The sequence below is a fragment of the Acidovorax sp. genome (assembly GCF_046314175.1).
Classification (GTDB): domain Bacteria; phylum Pseudomonadota; class Gammaproteobacteria; order Burkholderiales; family Burkholderiaceae_C; genus Acidovorax.
On record NZ_JBKBXG010000011.1, the window covers coordinates 58041 to 75438 of the forward strand.

General features: G+C 64.9%; 9 protein-coding genes. 6 read left to right on the top strand and 3 right to left on the bottom strand.

Features of this window, described 5'->3' with window-relative positions:
• Positions 1–105: 105 nt before the first annotated feature.
• Positions 106–1575 (top strand): rhomboid family intramembrane serine protease, encoded by a 1470-nt coding sequence (locus ACK4OE_RS04875; RefSeq protein ID WP_409883424.1) that lies wholly within the window; start codon positions 106–108, stop codon positions 1573–1575.
• A gap of 223 nt (positions 1576–1798) precedes the next feature.
• Here the strand turns inward: ACK4OE_RS04875 and ACK4OE_RS04880 are convergent, their stop codons facing one another.
• Entirely contained in the window at positions 1799–3163 is a 1365-nt protein-coding gene (locus tag ACK4OE_RS04880) for a hypothetical protein (RefSeq protein WP_409883425.1), read from the bottom strand.
• A 197-nt stretch (positions 3164–3360) separates the two neighbouring features.
• Here ACK4OE_RS04880 and ACK4OE_RS04885 point away from each other — a divergent pair, with 197 nt between their 5' ends.
• From ACK4OE_RS04885 to ACK4OE_RS04905, 5 genes are all read left to right on the top strand, one after another.
• Entirely contained in the window at positions 3361–9378 is a 6018-nt protein-coding gene (locus tag ACK4OE_RS04885) for an alpha-2-macroglobulin family protein (RefSeq protein ID WP_409883426.1), read from the top strand.
• 67 nt (positions 9379–9445) lie between these two features.
• Entirely contained in the window at positions 9446–9814 is a 369-nt protein-coding gene (locus ACK4OE_RS04890; protein WP_409883427.1) for a hypothetical protein, read from the top strand.
• Positions 9807–12242, top strand: coding sequence for a penicillin-binding protein 1C (pbpC, locus tag ACK4OE_RS04895; RefSeq protein ID WP_409883429.1), 2436 nt, complete (start codon positions 9807–9809; stop codon positions 12240–12242). The genes ACK4OE_RS04890 and pbpC overlap by 8 nt, the downstream gene beginning before the upstream one ends.
• 84 nt (positions 12243–12326) lie before the next feature.
• Positions 12327–14609 carry a diguanylate cyclase domain-containing protein gene (locus tag ACK4OE_RS04900; RefSeq protein ID WP_409883431.1) on the top strand — a complete coding sequence of 761 codons (2283 nt, stop codon included), beginning with the start codon at positions 12327–12329 and terminating at the stop codon, positions 14607–14609.
• 398 nt (positions 14610–15007) lie between these two features.
• A complete protein-coding gene (locus ACK4OE_RS04905; RefSeq protein ID WP_409883433.1) occupies positions 15008–16171 on the top strand; it encodes an L-lactate dehydrogenase in 1164 nt (387 codons plus the stop codon).
• 132 nt (positions 16172–16303) lie between these two features.
• On the opposite strand, the gene ACK4OE_RS04910 is transcribed toward ACK4OE_RS04905, so the two are convergent.
• Complete coding sequence (locus tag ACK4OE_RS04910) at positions 16304–16849, bottom strand: SMI1/KNR4 family protein (RefSeq protein WP_409883434.1); 546 nt, start codon at positions 16847–16849, stop codon at positions 16304–16306.
• A gap of 52 nt (positions 16850–16901) precedes the next feature.
• Positions 16902–17252, bottom strand: a complete 351-nt coding sequence (locus tag ACK4OE_RS04915) for a hypothetical protein (RefSeq protein ID WP_409883435.1) — start codon at positions 17250–17252, stop codon at positions 16902–16904.
• Between the last annotated feature and the right edge of the window lie 146 nt (positions 17253–17398).

Below are 17398 nucleotides of genomic sequence, written 5' to 3' on the forward strand. Positions count from 1 at the left end.
GGCGGGTTCCGGCGGCTGCTACGCTATCGCCCTCTCGCTGCCTGGAAAGGACCTTGAACGGGTTCATTCTTTTGGTGGCTGTTGCCGCCCTTGCCAGACTGATCCATGTTCTACGCCATCCCCCTCGAACACCGCCCCAGCTGGCGCAACCCACCGTGGATGACGGTGTTGCTGATCCTGGTCAACATGATGGTGTTCTGGGGCCCCCAGCGCAGCGAAGAAAACGCCCGCGACCGCGCCGCCACCTTCTACGTGGCCAGCCCCTTGCCCGCCATCGAAGTACCGCGTTTTGTGGCCTGGCTGGAGGAAACCGGCGACAAACACCTCAAGCAGGCGCGGGCCCTGCAAAAGGCGGGCAACCACCGCATGCTGCTGCGCTGGATGGAGCAGGAAGACGACTTTCAGCAGCGCGTGAAAGCCCCGGGCTTCATGCCACAGGAAGACCCGCAGTACGCCGACTGGAAAACCGCCCGCAGCCAGTACGAAGCGCGCCTGCCCGCGCCGTTCACGCGCAAGTGGGCACAAAGCTACGCCAAGGACGCCGAGCCCGATCCCGTCACCTGGCTTACCGCCACGTTTTTGCATGGCAGCACCGGGCACCTCATTGGCAACATGGTGTTTTTGTTTCTGTTCGGCTTTTCGGTGGAGCTGGCTCTGGGGCGGGGTTGGTACCTGGCGTTCTATCTGCTGGGCGGCCTGGGTGGGTCGCTGTTGGCGGGCTGGGCCTATGCGGGCACGGGCAGCTATGGCCTCGGGGCCTCAGGCGCCGTGTCCGCGCTGATGGGCATGTATGCCGTGCTGTACCGGTTGCGGCGGGTGCGGTTTTTTTACCAGCTGTTTTTCTATTTCAACTACGTCACGGCGCCCGCGTTGCTGCTGCTGCCTGCGTGGATTGCGAATGAGTTGCTGCAGCACTGGCTCAGCGGCCAGGGCGTGGCCTACATGGCCCACCTGGGGGGCTTGGTCACGGGTGCATCGCTGATGGCGTTGACCATGCTGCTGCGTAAAAAGCCGCTGGAAGTGCCCGTGACGCAGGACGACGTGAAAGAAGACGATGGCTTTGACGCCCATGTGGCCCATGCCCAGCGCCTGGCGCAAGGAATGCAGTTTGAAAAGGCCCTGTCGCAATGGCGCGCAGCCGCCCAACTGCGCCCACAAGACCAGCCCGCGCTGAGCGCATGGTTCAAAACCGCATCCCTGTGGCCCAACAGCGAAGACTTTCACCGCTCCGCGCGCCGTATCTTTCGCCTGCAAGCCCACGATGCGCAGACGCTTGATTTTCAGCACACCAGCTATTGCACCTACCTGGACAAAGCCAAGCCCGGCGCCCGTCTGCAGCCCGAAGACATGGCCCGCCTGTCACGCCGCTTTGCGCGGGCGCAGCAGTGGGGCGATGCAGAAAAGCTGTTCAACGCGCTGCACAAGACCGCCCCCACGCACCCCGAGCTGGGGGACACGCTGGGCATGCTGGTGTCGGCGCTGTGCCAGGCGGGGCGGCGGGAGCAGGCGGCTGCTTTGGGGCCGCAACTGGAGCAGCTGGCGCCGGGGAGTGCGGCGTTGCGGGGGTTGAGGTAGGAGTGGGAATTTGAATGAAATTGGCTTTGAGCGCTTATCCAGTAAGCGCTAATAGCTATATTTTTGATAGCTTTCCAAGTGCCATGCGGGCTGAGTCTGTTGAAGCCTTGGATCGGTGCGCTGATTTGATTGGCGCCAAGGCTTCGGCAGGCTCAGCCCGAACGGCCTGAAGAAACCTCGAATACCACAAAAACAATAGCTACCAGCGCTTTATTGGAAAGCGCTACAGCCCATTTTCACTCTCAATCCCTGTCACCTTCTGCGGCACATGATTGCGCAGCAGCCACCGCGTCTCCTGCGTCGCTTCCAAATCGGGATACCGTGATTCCAGCGTGGCCAGCACACGCAAGGCCATGTCCGCGCGGTTCATTCCCTGCAGCAGCACGCGGGCAACCAGTTCGTAGGCGGCGGGCACGCTCTCGTGGTCCAGGAAGCGGCGGTCAAACCCCTGCAGCAGGGCGATGGCTTCTTGGGCGTCGTTGGCGCTCCAGGCCGCTTTGGCCAGGTTTAGGGTAGCGGTGGCATCGCGCAGCTCAAACTTCGGGTCTTTGGCGCGGCAGGTCTGGAAGGCTTTGAGGGCTTCGCTGCCGTGGCCCGAGCGCAGCAGCAGCGGGATGTAGCGCAGGCCGTGGTCGAGCAAGGTGGCGGTCTTGTTATCGGACAGCGCCAGCACGCGGTGGTAGCGGCGCTGTGCGGCCACTTCTTCGCCGCGGGTGCGCTGTTCTTCGTAGGCCACGCCCAGGGCGCCCGCCAGATCGCCTGCGGTGATCAGTGCGGCCACTTGCGCATCAATGGCGTCTTGCTCGATGCGGCGCGGGCTGCGACGGTCCACCGGGGGGGCGTCTTCGTCCAGGCCCGCGCCGGGCAGCAGCGCAATGCCAAAGGCCTCGTGGTTCTGGTACATGGCGTAGCCCAGCAGGCTGGCCATGACCCAGGCGAAGTAGATCAGTACCCAGTTGATGATGGGCAGCAAAATCCAGCCACTGAAAACCGGCAGCAGCATGCCCAGCGCGATGAACGTGCCCTGGCTCAGCAGAAAGAGGAACAGGCACAGCAACAGATACGGCCAGCCAATGGTGCGCACGGCGTTCCAGGCATTGGCGGGGTTCAGGGTTTCGGTAAAGCTACAGGTCTGCACCAGCACGATCTGAGTGGCCGGCAGCAAAAAGCACATGGCCAGCCAGGCCAGCGTGCCCAGCGTGGGGCTCAGGCTCTGCAGCCAGCCTACGACGATGGACTGGGCAATCAAGATGGCGAACAGCTTCCAGGGCAGGTTCTTCCAGTCCGGGTCCAGTTCTGAGGGGTAGTCGTCCGCGTTGTAGATACCGCGCGACCCCAGGGCCGTGATCTTGAAGGCGTAACGCGATGCCGCCAGCAGGATGCCGATCTCCACGATGAGGATCGCCAGCGCATCCGGCAAAAAGAAGATCGCCTGGTACAACATGCTGGCAAATGCCAGCAGCAGGCTAACCATCAACGGCTTGGACTGCAGCGGAAAGGCAAAGAAGGTGTTGAGCCGGTGCCAGAAGGGCGCGGGCCGTTTTGCGGGCTGGGCGGCGGTGTCCGTGCCCATAGAACGTGTTGCCATGGTGGTGCTCCCGCCTCCCTGCGCGGGGTGCGCGGCCGTGGCCGCGCTGATTGTTGCGCGGGAGTATAGGCCGCACACATGTGCTCGCATCTGCAGCACTTTCTCACACATTCACGCTCTGGACGGGCGGCTCAAGGTGGCGCCTGAGCGGGTGGATCGGCTACGCTCAGAGCCCTTGCAGGCATGAGCGATAGACAATGAAAACAACACTTTGGGGGAAAGCCCCCGCCGGCACAGTGATGCTGCTGGGCGGGTTGCTGCTGGCCACGCACGCGCAGGCGTTGCAGATCACCAGCTTTTCGCCGCAGGGCGAGGTGGCGCGGGTGCGCCAGGTGGTTACCAAGTTTGATGCTGCGGCGGTGAATTTTGGCGACCCCAAGGCCCCGGCGCCCATCAGCCTGAGCTGCAGCGACGCCGATGCCACCAAGGGCACCGGCCGCTGGACGGGCGAGCGCGAATGGGTGTTCGACTTCGAGCGTGACCTGCCCCCGGGTGTGCGCTGCACCGCCACCGTCAAACCAGGGTTCAAATCGGCCTCTGGCGCTGATCTGACGGGCGCCAAAAGCTATCAATTCAATAGTGGCGGCCCATATGTGCAGAACATCCGGCCCGGCACCTACCAGCAGATCGACGAAGAGCAGTTCTTTGTGCTGCAGCTCAACGGCCCCGCCACGCTGGCCAGCGTGCAGGCCAATGTGTGGTGCACGGCCGAGGGTGTGGGCGAACGCGTGCCAGTGCGGTTGATCGACGGCCCACAGCGCGCTGAAATCCTCACAACCCTGGGCCTGGACAAGCGGGCCACGCAAGACCCTTTGCAGTACGCCACGTTGGCCTGCAACCGCCGCCTCACGTCGGGGTCGCGCATGCAAATTGTGTTCGGCGCAGGGGTGGCCACGCCCAGCGGGGTACCCAACACCGTCGAAAAACGTTTTGACTTCAAGGTGCGCGAGCCCTTCGCCGCCGAGTTCAGCTGCGAGCGTGAAAACGCCCAGGCCGCCTGCCTGCCCATCCGGCCCATGTCGCTGTCGTTCAACGCACCGGTGCCACGCAAGCTGGCCGCAGCCATTCGCCTGAAGTCGCCCAAGGAAACCCTCAAGCCCCAGATCGACGGCAATGCCGAGGGACAGCAACCGGCCGATGCTGACGCGCTGGTCAACAGCGTGCAGTTTGCGGCACCTTTGTCTGAGAACACCGCCTTCACGCTGGAGCTGCCCAAGGACTTCAAGGATGCCTCGGGCCGCCCGCTGCGCAACGCCGACAACTTTCCGCTGAAGGTGTCCACAGGCGGCATGCCGCCGCTGGCCAAGTTTGCGGCCGCACCTTTTGGCGTGGTGGAGCGTTTTGCCGAAGGCCCCGCGGCCGACAAGCCGCCCGCGCTGCTGCCGGTGACGCTGCGCAATGTCGAGGCCGCGCTGCGCGTGCAGGGGCTGCAGCCCGGTGCCGCCCCGGCCCCTGCAGGCAAGGTCAGCACCCTCAAGCCGCGCACCGACGCCGACATCATTGCCTGGTTCAAGAAGGTGCAGCGCTACGACAGCTACGTGGTCAACCGCAAGCAGGCGCGCCAGGATGTGACCGGCCCGCTGCCCCAGGTGCTGGACAACGACAAGGACTATGTGCAGTCGCGCATGCTGTCGCTGCTGGCAGGCAAGGGGGGCGTGAAGACGCTCGATTTACCCAAGCCCGCCAGCAATGACCCGCGCCCGTTCGAGGTGGTGGGCATCCCGCTGTCGCCGGGTTTCCATGTGGTGGAGATTGCCTCGCAAAGGCTGGGTAGCTCGCTGCTCGACGAGCGTCATGGCGACGCTCGCACGATGTATGTGCGCACCTCGGCGCTGGTCACCAACCTGGGCGTGCATTTCAAGCTGGGCCGCGAGAACGCGCTGGCCTGGGTCACCACCCTCGACAAGGGTCTGCCGGTGCAAGGCGCTGCCGTGCGTGTGTCGGACTGCCGCGGCAACGAACTGGCCAACGCCATCACCGACGCACAGGGCGTCGCCCGCATCGAAGGCATCTCGCCCGACCCCAGCCGCTGCAGCGACGGTGGCGACTATGGCGAAGGCGGCAACGCCTACTTTGTGAGCGCCCGCCAGACGGGTGGCGATGGGGTGGAGGACATGGCCTTCACCTGGAGCGACTGGCAGCGTGGCATTGAGCCCTGGCGCTTTAACGTGCCCACCAGTAGCAGCCCCCGCCCCGACGAGCGCGCCCACACCATTTTTGACCGCACCTTGTTCCGCGCGGGCGAAACGGTGTCGATGAAACACGTGCTGCGCTCTGAAACCCGCCAGGGATTTGCGCTGCCCAAAACGCGGCCCGGCACCTTGGTCATCACGCATGTGGGCAGCGGCCAGCAGTTCACCCAGCCGCTGGCCTGGCGCGACACTGCCTCTGGCGGCTTGAGTGCACAGAACACCTTTGCCATTCCGCCCGCTGCCAAGCTGGGGGTGTACCAGGTGGAGCTGCGCAACGAGTCTGGCAGCGAACGCAGCTTCGGCTCGGGCGAGTTCCGGGTCGAAGAGTTCCGCCTGCCGGTGCTCGAAGGGCGTATCACGCCCGCCGACAAAAAAGCGCTGGTGCGCGTGCGCTCGGTGCCCACCGATGTGCAGATCAACTATGTGGCCGGTGGCGGCGCAGCCAATCTGCCGGTGCGCGTGTCCGCCATGGTGCGTGGCAAGACACTGCAGTACAGCGACTACGACACCTTCAGCTTCAACGCCCCGCGCAAGCGCGACCAGTCCAACGCCAGCAGCGACGACGAAGAAGCCACGGCCAGCCAGGATGCGCGCGTGATTGCCGACAAGCTGCCGCTCACGCTGAACAAGGACGGCGCGGGCAAGCTCACCATCGACAACGTGCCCCAGGCTCGCCAGCCCCAAGAGCTGTTGATGGAGGCCACCTACGCCGACCCCAATGGCGAGGTGCAAACCATTCGCAGCACCCAGACACTGTGGCCCGCAGGCGTGGTGGCCGGGGTCAAGACCGAAGGCTGGGTGTCTGCCCGCCAGAAGATCCGTTTCCAGGCACTGGCGCTGCAACACAACGGCAAGCCTGCGGCCGATACATCGCTGCAGGTGCAGGCCATCGCCCGCATCACCACCACCACACGCAAGCGCATGGTCGGCGGCTTCTACAGCTACGACAACCAGACCGAAACCAAGGACCTGGGCACGCTGTGCACCGGCAAGAGCGACGCACGCGGCCTGCTGCTGTGCGAATCCAAGCTCGACGAACCGGGCGAGGTGGAACTGGTGGTGACTGCCACCGACAAGGACGGCAACACCAGCGTGGCGGCCTCGTCGGTATGGGTCACGCGCCAGGGCGAGCTGTGGTTTGGCGGCGAAGACCACGACCGCATCGACCTGCTGCCCGAGAAGAAAAGCTACCAGCCTGGCGAGGTGGCCAAGTTCCAGGTGCGCATGCCGTTCCGCTTTGCCACTGCATTGGTGGCAGTCGAGCGCGAAGGCATCATCGACACGCAGGTGGTGCAGCTCAACGGGCAAGACCCCACGGTCAGCCTCAAGATCCAGCCTGAGTGGGGCCCTAACGTGTACGTGAGCGTGCTGGCCCTGCGCGGCCGCTTGCGTGAGGTGCCTTGGTACAGCTTCTTCACCTGGGGCTTCAAGGCGCCGCGCGAGTGGTGGACATCCTTCTGGTACGAAGGCAAGGAATACCAAGCGCCCACCGCGCTGGTGGATTTGTCCAAGCCCGCGTTCCGCCTGGGCGTGGCCGAGATCCGCGTGGGCACCGCGGCCCACCAGATCGACGTGAAGGTGACCACGGACAAGGAAAGCTATGCCGTGCGTGGCAAGGCGCAGGTCACCATCACCGCCACGCTGCCCGGCGGCAAACCCGCCGCCAACACCGAGGTGGCCCTGGCCGCCGTGGACCAGGCGCTGCTTGAGCTGATGCCCAACACCAGCTGGAACCTGCTCGAATCGATGCTGCAGCGGCGCAGCTGGGGCGTGGAGACCTCGACGGCGCAGATGGAAATCATCGGCCGCCGCCATTACGGCAAAAAAGCCGTGCCCGCAGGCGGTGGCGGGGGCCGGGCACAGACGCGTGAACTGCTCGATACCCTGCTGCTGTGGGAGCCCGCGCTCAAGCTCGACGCCAACGGCCAGGCCAAGGTGACGGTGCCGCTGAATGACGCGCTGACCACCTTCCGTGTAGTGGCCGTGGCTGATGCCGCCACCGGCATGTTTGGCACCGGCAGCGCCAGCATCCGCGCCACGCAAGACCTGCAGATCATCAGCGGCCTGCCGCCGCTGGTGCGCGAGGACGACCAGTTCCGCGCCCAGATCACGCTGCGCAACACCACCAAGACGGCGATGAAGGTCGAGGTGGCGCCGCGCGCCACGCTGCTGGACTTGAAGCCGCAGACCATCGACATCCCGCCCGAAGAAGCGCGTGAAGTCGCCTGGAACGTGACGGCCCCTGCGCAGCTGGCGCAAACGCGCGCCGAATCCATCCTGTGGGAGATCGAAGCCAAGGACACGGTGGGCGGCGCCCGCGATGCGCTCAAAGCCCGCCAGCGCATCATCCCGGCCGTGCCGCTCACGGTGCAGCAGGCCACGCTGGTTCAGGTGGACGGCAGCTTCAACCTGGATGTGAACCCGCCTGCAGATGCCTTGCCCGGCCGTGGCGGCCTCAAGATGTCGTTGCAGCCCAAGCTGGCCGAAGGCCTGCCCGGTGTGCGCGACTGGTGGGCGCGCTACCCCTTTGCCTGCCTCGAGCAAAAGACCAGCAAGGCCGTGGGCCTGCGCGACGGCGCGCTGTGGCAGACCGTGGTGGCGCAGTTGCCCACCTACCTCGACAGCGACGGCCTGGCCAACTATTTCCCGCCGCGCGACGGCGATAGCAACCGGGGCAGCGACACGCTCACGGCCTATGTGCTGGCTGCTACGCATGAAGCGTCGTCCATCAACCCTGCATTTGCATTGCCCGACTCCGCCCGCGCGCCCATGGAACGCGGCCTGATCGCGTTTGTGGAAGGCCGCATCCAGCGCAGCTTCTGGAGCCCCCGCAAGGACCTGGACATGCGCAAGGTGGCTGCGCTGGAGGCGCTCTCGCGCTACGGCAAGGCCCAGGGCCGCATGGTGAGCAGCATCACCATCGCCCCCAACCAGTGGCCCACGCACACGGTGATCGACTGGGTCAACATCTTGAAGCGCGTGGCTGATGTGCCCCAGCGCGACCAGCGCCTGGCCGAGGCCATGCAGGTTCTGCGCAGCCGACTGTCGTTCCAGGGCACCAAGCTCATCTTCAGCACCGAGCAGGACGACTACTGGTGGTGGCTGATGCAAAACGGCGACGTGAACACCGCCCGCCTGATGCTGGCCGTCATGGACGACCCGAGCTGGAAGGACGACATGGGGCGCCTGGCCAACGGCTTCATCAGCCGCCAACAAGCGGGCGCCTGGCACACCACCACCGCCAACCTGTGGGGCGGGCTCGCGCTGGAGAAATTCAGTGCCAAGTTCGAGGCCACGCCTGTCTCCGGCACCACCAAGGCGACCATGAACGGCAACAGTGCCACCGTGGACTGGAGCAAGGTCGAGCGCATCAAGACGACAGACGCCAGCGGCGCCGCACACCAGACCACATGGTTCGGCGCCCCTGCATCGCCGGGCAACTTCAAGAACAACGACATGTTCCTGGCCTGGGGCAAAGCAGGCGGCAAAGAGAACCTGGCGGTAGCCCACCAAGGCCCCGGCAAGCCCTGGCTCACGCTGCAGTCCGTGGCGGCTGTCCAGCTCAAGGCACCCTTTGCTGCGGGTTACGCCATCACCAAGACCATCACGCCGGTAGAGCAGGCCAACAAGTCGCTGCCCGCAGGCCAGTACACGCGCGGCGACGTGCTGCGCGTGACGCTGGAGGTCAACGCCAGCGCCGACATGACCTGGGTGGCCATCACCGACCCCATCCCGGGCGGTGCCACCATCCTGGGCAGCGGCCTGGGCCGTGACTCGGCCATTGCCACGCAGGGCGAGCGCCGCAGCGGCGCGGGCTGGCCTGCGTTTGAAGAGCGCAGCTTCGAGTCCTTCCGCAGCTACTACGAGTACCTGCCCAAGGGCACGGTCAAGATGGAATACACCGTGCGCCTGAACAACGTGGGCGACTTTGCGCTGCCGCCGAGCCGGGTGGAGGCGATGTATGCGCCCGAGATGTTTGGCGAGGCGCCGAACGCGCGGGTCAAGGTCGAAGCGGCGAAGTGATTCGCCGCGCTTTGCCCACCGCCTGTCTGCTTCGCTGGTTGGACCGCCACCCTTACAGCCGCGCACCATGAGCCTCAGTGTCTTTGTCGAACTGCGGTTCTGGGTGCTGGTGGTCTTTTCGGTGGTGCTGCCCGCGGGCATCTACGGGCTGCTGCTGGCCACCCGCTCCATCTCGCGCACGGCGGTGGTGGGCTTTGGCGTTGCGCTGATACTCATCTCGGGCGTGGATGTGTACCTGCTGCAGTCGCTGGCGGCTGTGGCCAAAAGCACGCCCTCACTGGCTGACGACGCGGTGTTCATCTCCGAGCTGTCGATTGCGCTCTACGTCCTGCCTGTGGTGTTTGGCGGCATCGGCGTCAACCTGATATCGCATGTGCTGCTGCGTCACCTGACCGAGGCAGAGAAACGGTTTGATCGGGAGCACCCGGATGAGTGAGCGCTCGTGGCCATTACCCACGGTTGCCAGGTGGCGCGGCGGGCAGGCTGTGCGATGTATTGCTGCATTTTTTATAGCTGCTTGCGCTTTGCCAGCAAGCGCCATCCCCTCGTTTGATGAAGTTCAATCCGACTTCAAGCCGTCTGACACCCTCATCCTCTCCCGCGAAGGCGAGGTACTGCAGCGCCTGCGCACCGATGCCACGGTGCGGCGCGGCCAGTGGGTGCCGCTGGCCGATGTGTCGCCCGCCCTGCGCACGGCCCTGGTGCTGAGCGAGGACAAGCGGTTCTTTGAACACAGCGGCGTGGATTGGCGCGCCGCATCGGCCGCTGCCTGGGGCAATCTGTGGAACCAGCGCACGCGCGGGGCCAGCACCATCACCATGCAGCTGGCCGGTTTGCTTGATGGCGACTGGCGCCAGGGCCCCGGCGGGCGCACCGTGGTGCAAAAGCTGGGGCAGACCGTGGCCGCGCAGGTGCTGGACCGGCGCTGGCGCAAGGACCAGATCCTGGAGGCCTACCTCAACCTCGTGCCGTTTCGCAGCGAGCTGGTGGGCATTGACGCGCTGAGCCGCACGCTGTTTGGCAAGGCGGCGCACGGGCTGGACGACCGCGAGGCGGCGGTAGCCGCCGCCCTGGTGCGCGCGCCCAATGCGCGGCCTGCGCTGGTGGCGCAGCGGGCGTGTGGGGTGCTGCGCGACATGCAGGGCAGCAGCGCTGGCACCGCGCCACGGCGTGCCAAGGGTGCAGGGCAGGCAGCCGCCCCATCGGTGGACTGCGATGCGCTGGACCTGTTCACCACCGCCGCCTTGCAGCGCCGCGCGTTCGACGCGAGCGAGGGCGTGGCGCCGCACTTTGCCCGCTACCTGCTGCGCCAGCGGTTCAAAGATGGGGCCGCTGTGCCCGAACGCGTACCCAGCACCTTGCGCGCGCCGCTGCAGCGGTTTGCCGTGCAGACGCTCACGCAGCACCTGCGCGAGCTGCGGGGCCGCAATGTCGAAGACGGCGCGGTGCTGGTGCTGGACAACGCGACGGGCGCGGTGCTGGCCTGGGTGGGTTCGTCGGGCCAGCTCAGCCAGGCCAGTGAGGTGGACGGCGTGCTGGCGCTGCGCCAGCCGGGCTCCACGCTCAAGCCATTTTTGTACGCGCAGGCGATTGCCGAGCGGCGGCTGACGGCGGCCTCGCTCGTCGATGACTCGCCCGCACACATCGCCACCGCCAGCGGCCTGTACATCCCGCAGAACTACGACCGGCAGTTCAAGGGCTGGGTGTCGGTGCGCACGGCGCTGGCGGCATCGCTCAACGTGCCTGCGGTGCGCACGCTGGTCATGGTCACGCCCGACGCATTCCATCGGCAGCTGGGCGCGGTGGGCATGCCGCTGCGCGAAAGCGGCGATTATTTTGGCTTCAGCCTGGCGCTGGGCAGCCCCGAGGTGCCGCTGCTGCACCTGACCAACGCCTATCGCACGCTCGCCAATGGCGGGCGGGCCAGTCCTGTTGCGGGCACCCTGGCTAACGGTGGATGGCCGAGTGCCGTAGCGTTCTCGGATGTTGCAAAGCCGCGTTTTGCCCCTGCGCTGGACGCCCGCGCCGCCTTCATCGTGGGCGACATCCTGTCTGATGGCAACGCACGCGCCCGCACCTTTGGCACCGACAGCGTGCTGGCCACACGCTTCTGGACGGCCGTCAAAACCGGCACCAGCAAGGACATGCGCGACAACTGGGCGGTAGGCTGGTCCGAGCGCTACACCGTCGGCGTGTGGGTGGGCAACGCCAGCGGTGCCGCCATGCACGACGTGAGCGGCACCAGTGGCGCAGCGCCCATCTGGTCGGCAGTGATGGGCTTTTTGCACGCACGCGAACCCAGCCGCGCGCCCAAGGCACCGGCTGGCCTGGTGCAGGCTGCTGTGCGGTTTGGCCCAGCGCCGATGGTGACTGGCGCGAGCGCTGGCCCCCCGCAACCGCTGGAGGCGGCGCGCCAGGAATGGTTTGTGCCAGGCACCCAGCAAGCCGTATTTGCTATGGATACAGGAGCTTTTAGCGCTTATGGGGTAAGCGCTAGAGGCCAAAAAGACTCAAAGAATGCAGCCACGGCGACCTCTGCGGCCACTGCGGCTACTGCGGCTGCAGCCTTGACAGGCGCGGCTGCCCGCATCACCGCCCCCACGTCTGGCACGGTGATTGCGCTGGACCCGGACATCCCCCCCACGCGCCAGCGCCTGCAGTTCACCGCCACCGGCGACGGCGTGCTGCTGTGGCGCATGGACGGCAAGCCCCTGGGCCGCGGCCCGCGGGTGGCCTGGTTGCCTTGGCCAGGGCGCCATGTGGTGCAAATTACCAACGCCCAGGGCCAGGTGCTCGATGAGATACGGCTGGAGGTGCGCGGCGCGGGTGCAGTCGGCGCTCCACCAAGGGGTGCTGCGCATTGACTGCCTCAAGCCCGAGGAATGCGGTGTGACTTGACGGCATGGCACCCACAAGGTGTCCGTCTAAAATAGTTACAAATTATTGCTATGCCTTCGTTTCGCCAGTTCTTCTCACACCGCCTGATCTGGCTGGCGCTGCTCGTGTCGCTAGGCATCGGTGGTTTGTTTGCACGCACCATCTGGACCATCCGCACTGACGAGTGGGCCTACGCCGAGCAGACCAACGCCAACCTGGTGCGGACCATCGAGCAAGGCCTGGGATGGGCGCTTGACTCGTTCGACAAGTCACTGGAAGGGGTGGCCCGCGAAGTCAGTCGACCGGAGGTGATGGAGCTGCCCCCCGATCTGCGTGCCCGCGTGGTGTTTGACAACTCGCTGCGCGCGCGCGGCGCGGGTGACGTGTTCGTACTGGATGCGCAGGGCAATGTGGTGCTGGACTCGGGCTCTCTGGTGCCCCGGCGGCTCAATCTGGCGGACCGCGACTATTTTGCGGCGTTCCTTACGGGCGGGCACCAGGGCCTGTTCGTCGGCCAGCCGCTGCCGTCGCGGGTGTCAGGTCTCAACATCCTGCCGATAGCTCGCAGCTATTTCCACGCCGATGGCAGCTTTGCCGGTGTAGTGGTGGGCGCTGTGCGGCTGAGCTATTTCAATGAACTGTTTGACTCGCTGGACCTCGGCGCCAACAGCGGTATCAACCTGTTTCGCCAGGACGGCGTGGTGATATCGCGGTTTCCGTACGGTGACGTCGATGTGGGCAAGAGCATTGCGGGCACACCCAACCTCGTGCGGTTTCAGAAAGAGGGCTCGGGCTCGTTTGTGGGCATTGCCGCGCTGGATGGGGTGGAGCGCCTGTATTCCTTTCGCGCCGTCGGCAACTACCCGCTGATCCTGAACGTGGCGCAGTCCACCCACACTATTTTGGCCAAGTGGTACGCCAGTGCCTGGGTACTGGGCAGCTTTGCGGTGCTGCTGATGGTGGCCTGCCTGGGCCTGGCCGCGCTTTTTGTCCGCGAGCTGACTTTGCGCCAGCAGGTATCGGCCCGCTTGCGCGAGGCCGAACACGATGTGCGCACCATTCTCAACAACATGCCGTCGATGATCGGCTACTGGGACGCGCAGCTGCACAACCGTTTTGCCAACCAGGCCTACGTTGAGTGGTTTGGCATCTCGCCCGACAAGATCCCGGGCATGCACATGAGCGAACTGGTGGGGCAGGAGCTGTATGCCGCCAACCGGCCTTTTCTGGAGCGCGCGCTGCGCGGCGAGCCCCAGGTGTTCGAGCGCACCATTGTCGACACCCACGGCGTGCCGCGCCATACGCTGGTGTCCTACCTGCCCGATATCGAAGGCGCGCTGGTGCGTGGCATTTTTGTGCAGGCCACCGACATCTCCGAGCGCAAGCGCATGGAAGACGAGCTGTTCGATGAGAAAGAGCGCGTGCGCCTGATGCTGCAGTCCATCGGCGACGCCGTGGTGTGCTCAGACGCGCAGAGCCGCGTAACCTACCTCAACCCCGTGGCCGAGCGCCTTACCGGCTGGCAGGCTTTTGACGCTGCGGGCCACAACGTGGACGAGGTCGTTACCCTGCGCAGCCCCGACAACGACGACCTGCTCAGCAGCCCCCTGCGTGCCGCCATCCAGAAAGCCACGGTGGTGGACGTGGTGCGCGGCGTGGTGGTGCACCGCCGCACCGGCCAGCGTTTTCAGGTCGAAGAAACCGCCAGCCCCATCACCGACCGCCATGGCAACGTGACCGGCGCCGTGGCCGTGCTGCGCGACGTGACCGAGGCCGCCGCCATGGCCGAGCGCATGGCGCACCTGGCCCAGTACGACGCCCTCACCGACCTGCCCAACCGCGTGCTGCTGCAAGACCGCGCACAACTGGCCATATCGCAGGCGCGGCGTGACGGTAAGAGCCTGGCCGTGATGTACCTGGACCTGGACGGCTTCAAGGACGTGAACGACAAGCTCGGCCACGACGTGGGCGACCTGCTGCTGGTGCAGTTTGCCCAGCGCCTGAAAGCCGCCGTGCGCGCGTCCGACACAGTGTGCCGCCAGGGCGGCGACGAATTTGTGGTGCTGCTGCCGGGGCTGGACAACGCCGAGGCCGCCTGCGGCGTGGCGCGCAAGATCCTGGCGTCGTGCAATGCGCCGTTTGATCTGGCGGGGGAACTGCTGCAGGTGGGGCTGAGCGGCGGCATCGCGCTGTACCCGCAGCACGGCGACACGTTCGACGCCCTGTCGCGCCACGCCGACAGCGCCATGTACGCCGCCAAGCGCGGCGGGCGCATGCGCTTCATGCTCTACCAGGGCCCCGAGACTGAGCCCGTGGTGGTGACTGTCGGCAACATGACCGCATCGGGCAAATGACCTCTCGCACCCGCGTGACCCGGAAAAGTGCGCAGGTACGCCTGCGAAACTATAAAAAACATAGCTGAAAGCGCTTGTGTATCAAGCGCTAAGGGCTATTTAGGCTCGAATTTTTTTTGGGTTTTCTGCGTTTTTGGCCTGTGACGCACCAGGCGCTGCCTCGCGCGCTGGGCTGTGCGGCCCACGCCCCGCACCTCAATTCGCTGGAAATTTGTTGCAGCCCCGCGCAAATAATTTTGATGGCTTGGCGCCGGACAAGTGCCTACCATCCAGCGCATCCCTGCCGAACGTGCCGAACGTGCTGGCCAGGCGCGGCAGATGTTCTGTGTTGTCTGTAGTCTGTTGTCTGCCCCTGCGGGTGTTGTTGCCCCAAACCCATCTATCTCTGGAGTGTCTGCGTGCCCAACCTGTCCAAAATCACCTGCATCGAAGACCTGCGCGTCATTGCCGAGCGCCGCGTGCCGCGCATGTTCTATGACTACGCCGATTCAGGTTCGTACACCGAGGGCACGTACCGCGCGAATACGGCGGACTTTCAAAGCATCAAGCTGCGCCAGCGCGTGGCCGTGAACATGGAAGGCCGCAGCACCCGCACCACCATGGTCGGCCAGGACGTGGCCATGCCCGTGGCCATTGCGCCCACGGGCCTCACCGGCATGCAGCATGCCGACGGCGAGATCCTGGGGGCCAGGGCCGCCAAGGCGTTTGGCATACCGTTCACGCTGTCCACCATGAGCATCTGCTCCATCGAAGACGTGGCCGATCACACCGGCAACCACCCGTTCTGGTTTCAGGTGTACGTGATGCGCGACCGCGATTTCATCGAACGCCTCATCGACCGCGCCAAAGCCGCCAACTGCTCGGCGCTGCAGCTCACGCTCGATCTGCAGATCTTGGGCCAGCGCCACAAGGACATCAAGAATGGCCTCTCGGCTCCACCACGGCCCACGCTGAAGAACCTCATCAACCTGGCCACCAAGCCCCGCTGGTGCCTGGGTATGCTGGGCACAAAGCGCCGCAGCTTCGGCAACATCGTGGGCCATGCCAAGGGCGTGGGCGACTTGTCATCGCTGTCGTCGTGGACGGCAGAGCAGTTCGACCCGCAGCTCAACTGGGGCGATGTGGAGTGGATCAAAAAGCGCTGGGGCGGCAAGCTGATCCTCAAGGGCATCATGGACGCAGAAGACGCGCGCCTGGCCGTCAACAGCGGGGCCGACGCGCTCATCGTCAGCAACCACGGCGGCCGTCAACTCGACGGCGCACCGTCCTCCATCGCCGCGCTGCCCGGCATCGCCGCTGCGGCAGGCAAGGACATCGAGGTCTGGATGGACGGCGGCATCCGCAGCGGGCAGGACGTGCTCAAGGCCCGCGCGCTGGGCGCACAAGGCACGTTGATCGGCCGCAGCTTTCTGTACGGCCTGGGCGCTTTTGGCGAGGCGGGCGTGACCCGCGCGCTGCAGATCATTCAGAAGGAGCTGGACATCACCATGGCGTTTTGCGGGCACACCAATATCAACACGGTGGACCGGTCGATCTTGTTGCCGGGTACGTATCCGATCTGAGGCGTGGAGCTGGGATTAATAGCGAGATTTAATCAGCCCCGGTTTGTGCGGGGCGTCGACACGTGGGAGTGACCGGCTGGTTCGGGCCCTGAGCGGAAGTTCGTGATTTACTGCCTGACTCCAGCTAAGAGGTTAGCTTGCCGTTGGACGGCGCCCCCAGTTGGGATCGGAGAAATGCGCAATGTGCTCAGGCATGCTTGAGAGGCATGCCTGTAAGTATGCGTTGAACGTCTCATACTCGTCTGGCTCGGTGTTGTTGAACCATATGAACTGCGGCTGAACTTGCCCTTTCTCGATCAGCATGCACCACACGTCCAGAGTGCCGTCACTGACAGCGATAGGAAGTAGCCGATTCCTCTTCCAGCGAAAGCGTCCCAAGGCTGCGCCCGAGATGATGTGAAGCTGTTCCTTGGCTTTACTCATCAAATCCGAGCCAAGGAAGTCTGCTGTACCAAGCAAGGTAAAAGTGCCCGAGAAATCAGGCCACCCATTCGCGTGCATCAGGAAATTTCGATGCTGCACATCCAGTCTGATACCGAGGTAGCTCTCCACCTCAGTCAATTGCTGCTCTGTTGCCCCAGGGATTGGATGCGGGAATAGATCCGCGCCGGGGACAGTTATATCGCGCAGCCGCTGTGCGAGGGGACGGTACGCGTCAATGAATTCTGCAGGGCTCATCAATTTTTATGGAGAAGGCAAGGTCGGCTTCTGGCCGAACAGAAACGTCTGGTCAGGCGGCGAATCTGGGGAGCTTCGCAACTTCGACCGCGCTCCTAAAGGCGAAGTCCCAAGCCTCCCACTCGCTCGCTGATACCTCGCCCGACACGGTGACCCCGGATGGCTCAAATGAAGCTTCCAGTCCCGCACTTTCCGAAGTCGCAAAGAAGCTCATCGATCCGCTTTGCGCTCCTGGCAGCGCAAGGAGGATTGCGCCTAACTCAGCAAGCTGCGCCTCGTTCATGCGCCCGGTGTAGATGGTGTAGGTCCCGCCAACGCTGACCAAGGGTCTGGTCTCGACGTTGTGATCGTTCCAGGGCTGAAACCACCCGTCGAGGCCGTCGATCTGGTCATTCTCAATCATGAGGCATATCTCAATGTCTGCTCTTGGCCGAGGCTGTGTGGAAACGCGCAACGAGCATGTGAACCCGCCCCGTGCCGCGTCATTGCACCGTATTTTCGACCAGCACTGTTGCAGTGCCGTTTCTGGTGCACCTGGAGCCTTTTGAC

Bases quoted from the DNA above. Each gene is read 5' to 3' on its own strand.
- ACK4OE_RS04900 (WP_409883431.1), top strand. From the start codon at position 12,327: ATGCCTTCGTTTCGCCAGTTCTTCTCACACCGCCTGATCTGGCTGGCG.
- ACK4OE_RS04875 (WP_409883424.1), top strand. From the start codon at position 106: ATGTTCTACGCCATCCCCCTCGAACACCGCCCCAGCTGGCGCAACCCA.
- ACK4OE_RS04885 (WP_409883426.1), top strand. From the start codon at position 3,361: ATGAAAACAACACTTTGGGGGAAAGCCCCCGCCGGCACAGTGATGCTG.
- ACK4OE_RS04880 (WP_409883425.1), bottom strand. From the start codon at position 3,163: ATGGCAACACGTTCTATGGGCACGGACACCGCCGCCCAGCCCGCAAAA.
- pbpC (WP_409883429.1), top strand. From the start codon at position 9,807: ATGAGTGAGCGCTCGTGGCCATTACCCACGGTTGCCAGGTGGCGCGGC.
- ACK4OE_RS04915 (WP_409883435.1), bottom strand. From the start codon at position 17,252: ATGATTGAGAATGACCAGATCGACGGCCTCGACGGGTGGTTTCAGCCC.
- ACK4OE_RS04910 (WP_409883434.1), bottom strand. From the start codon at position 16,849: ATGAGCCCTGCAGAATTCATTGACGCGTACCGTCCCCTCGCACAGCGG.
- ACK4OE_RS04890 (WP_409883427.1), top strand. From the start codon at position 9,446: ATGAGCCTCAGTGTCTTTGTCGAACTGCGGTTCTGGGTGCTGGTGGTC.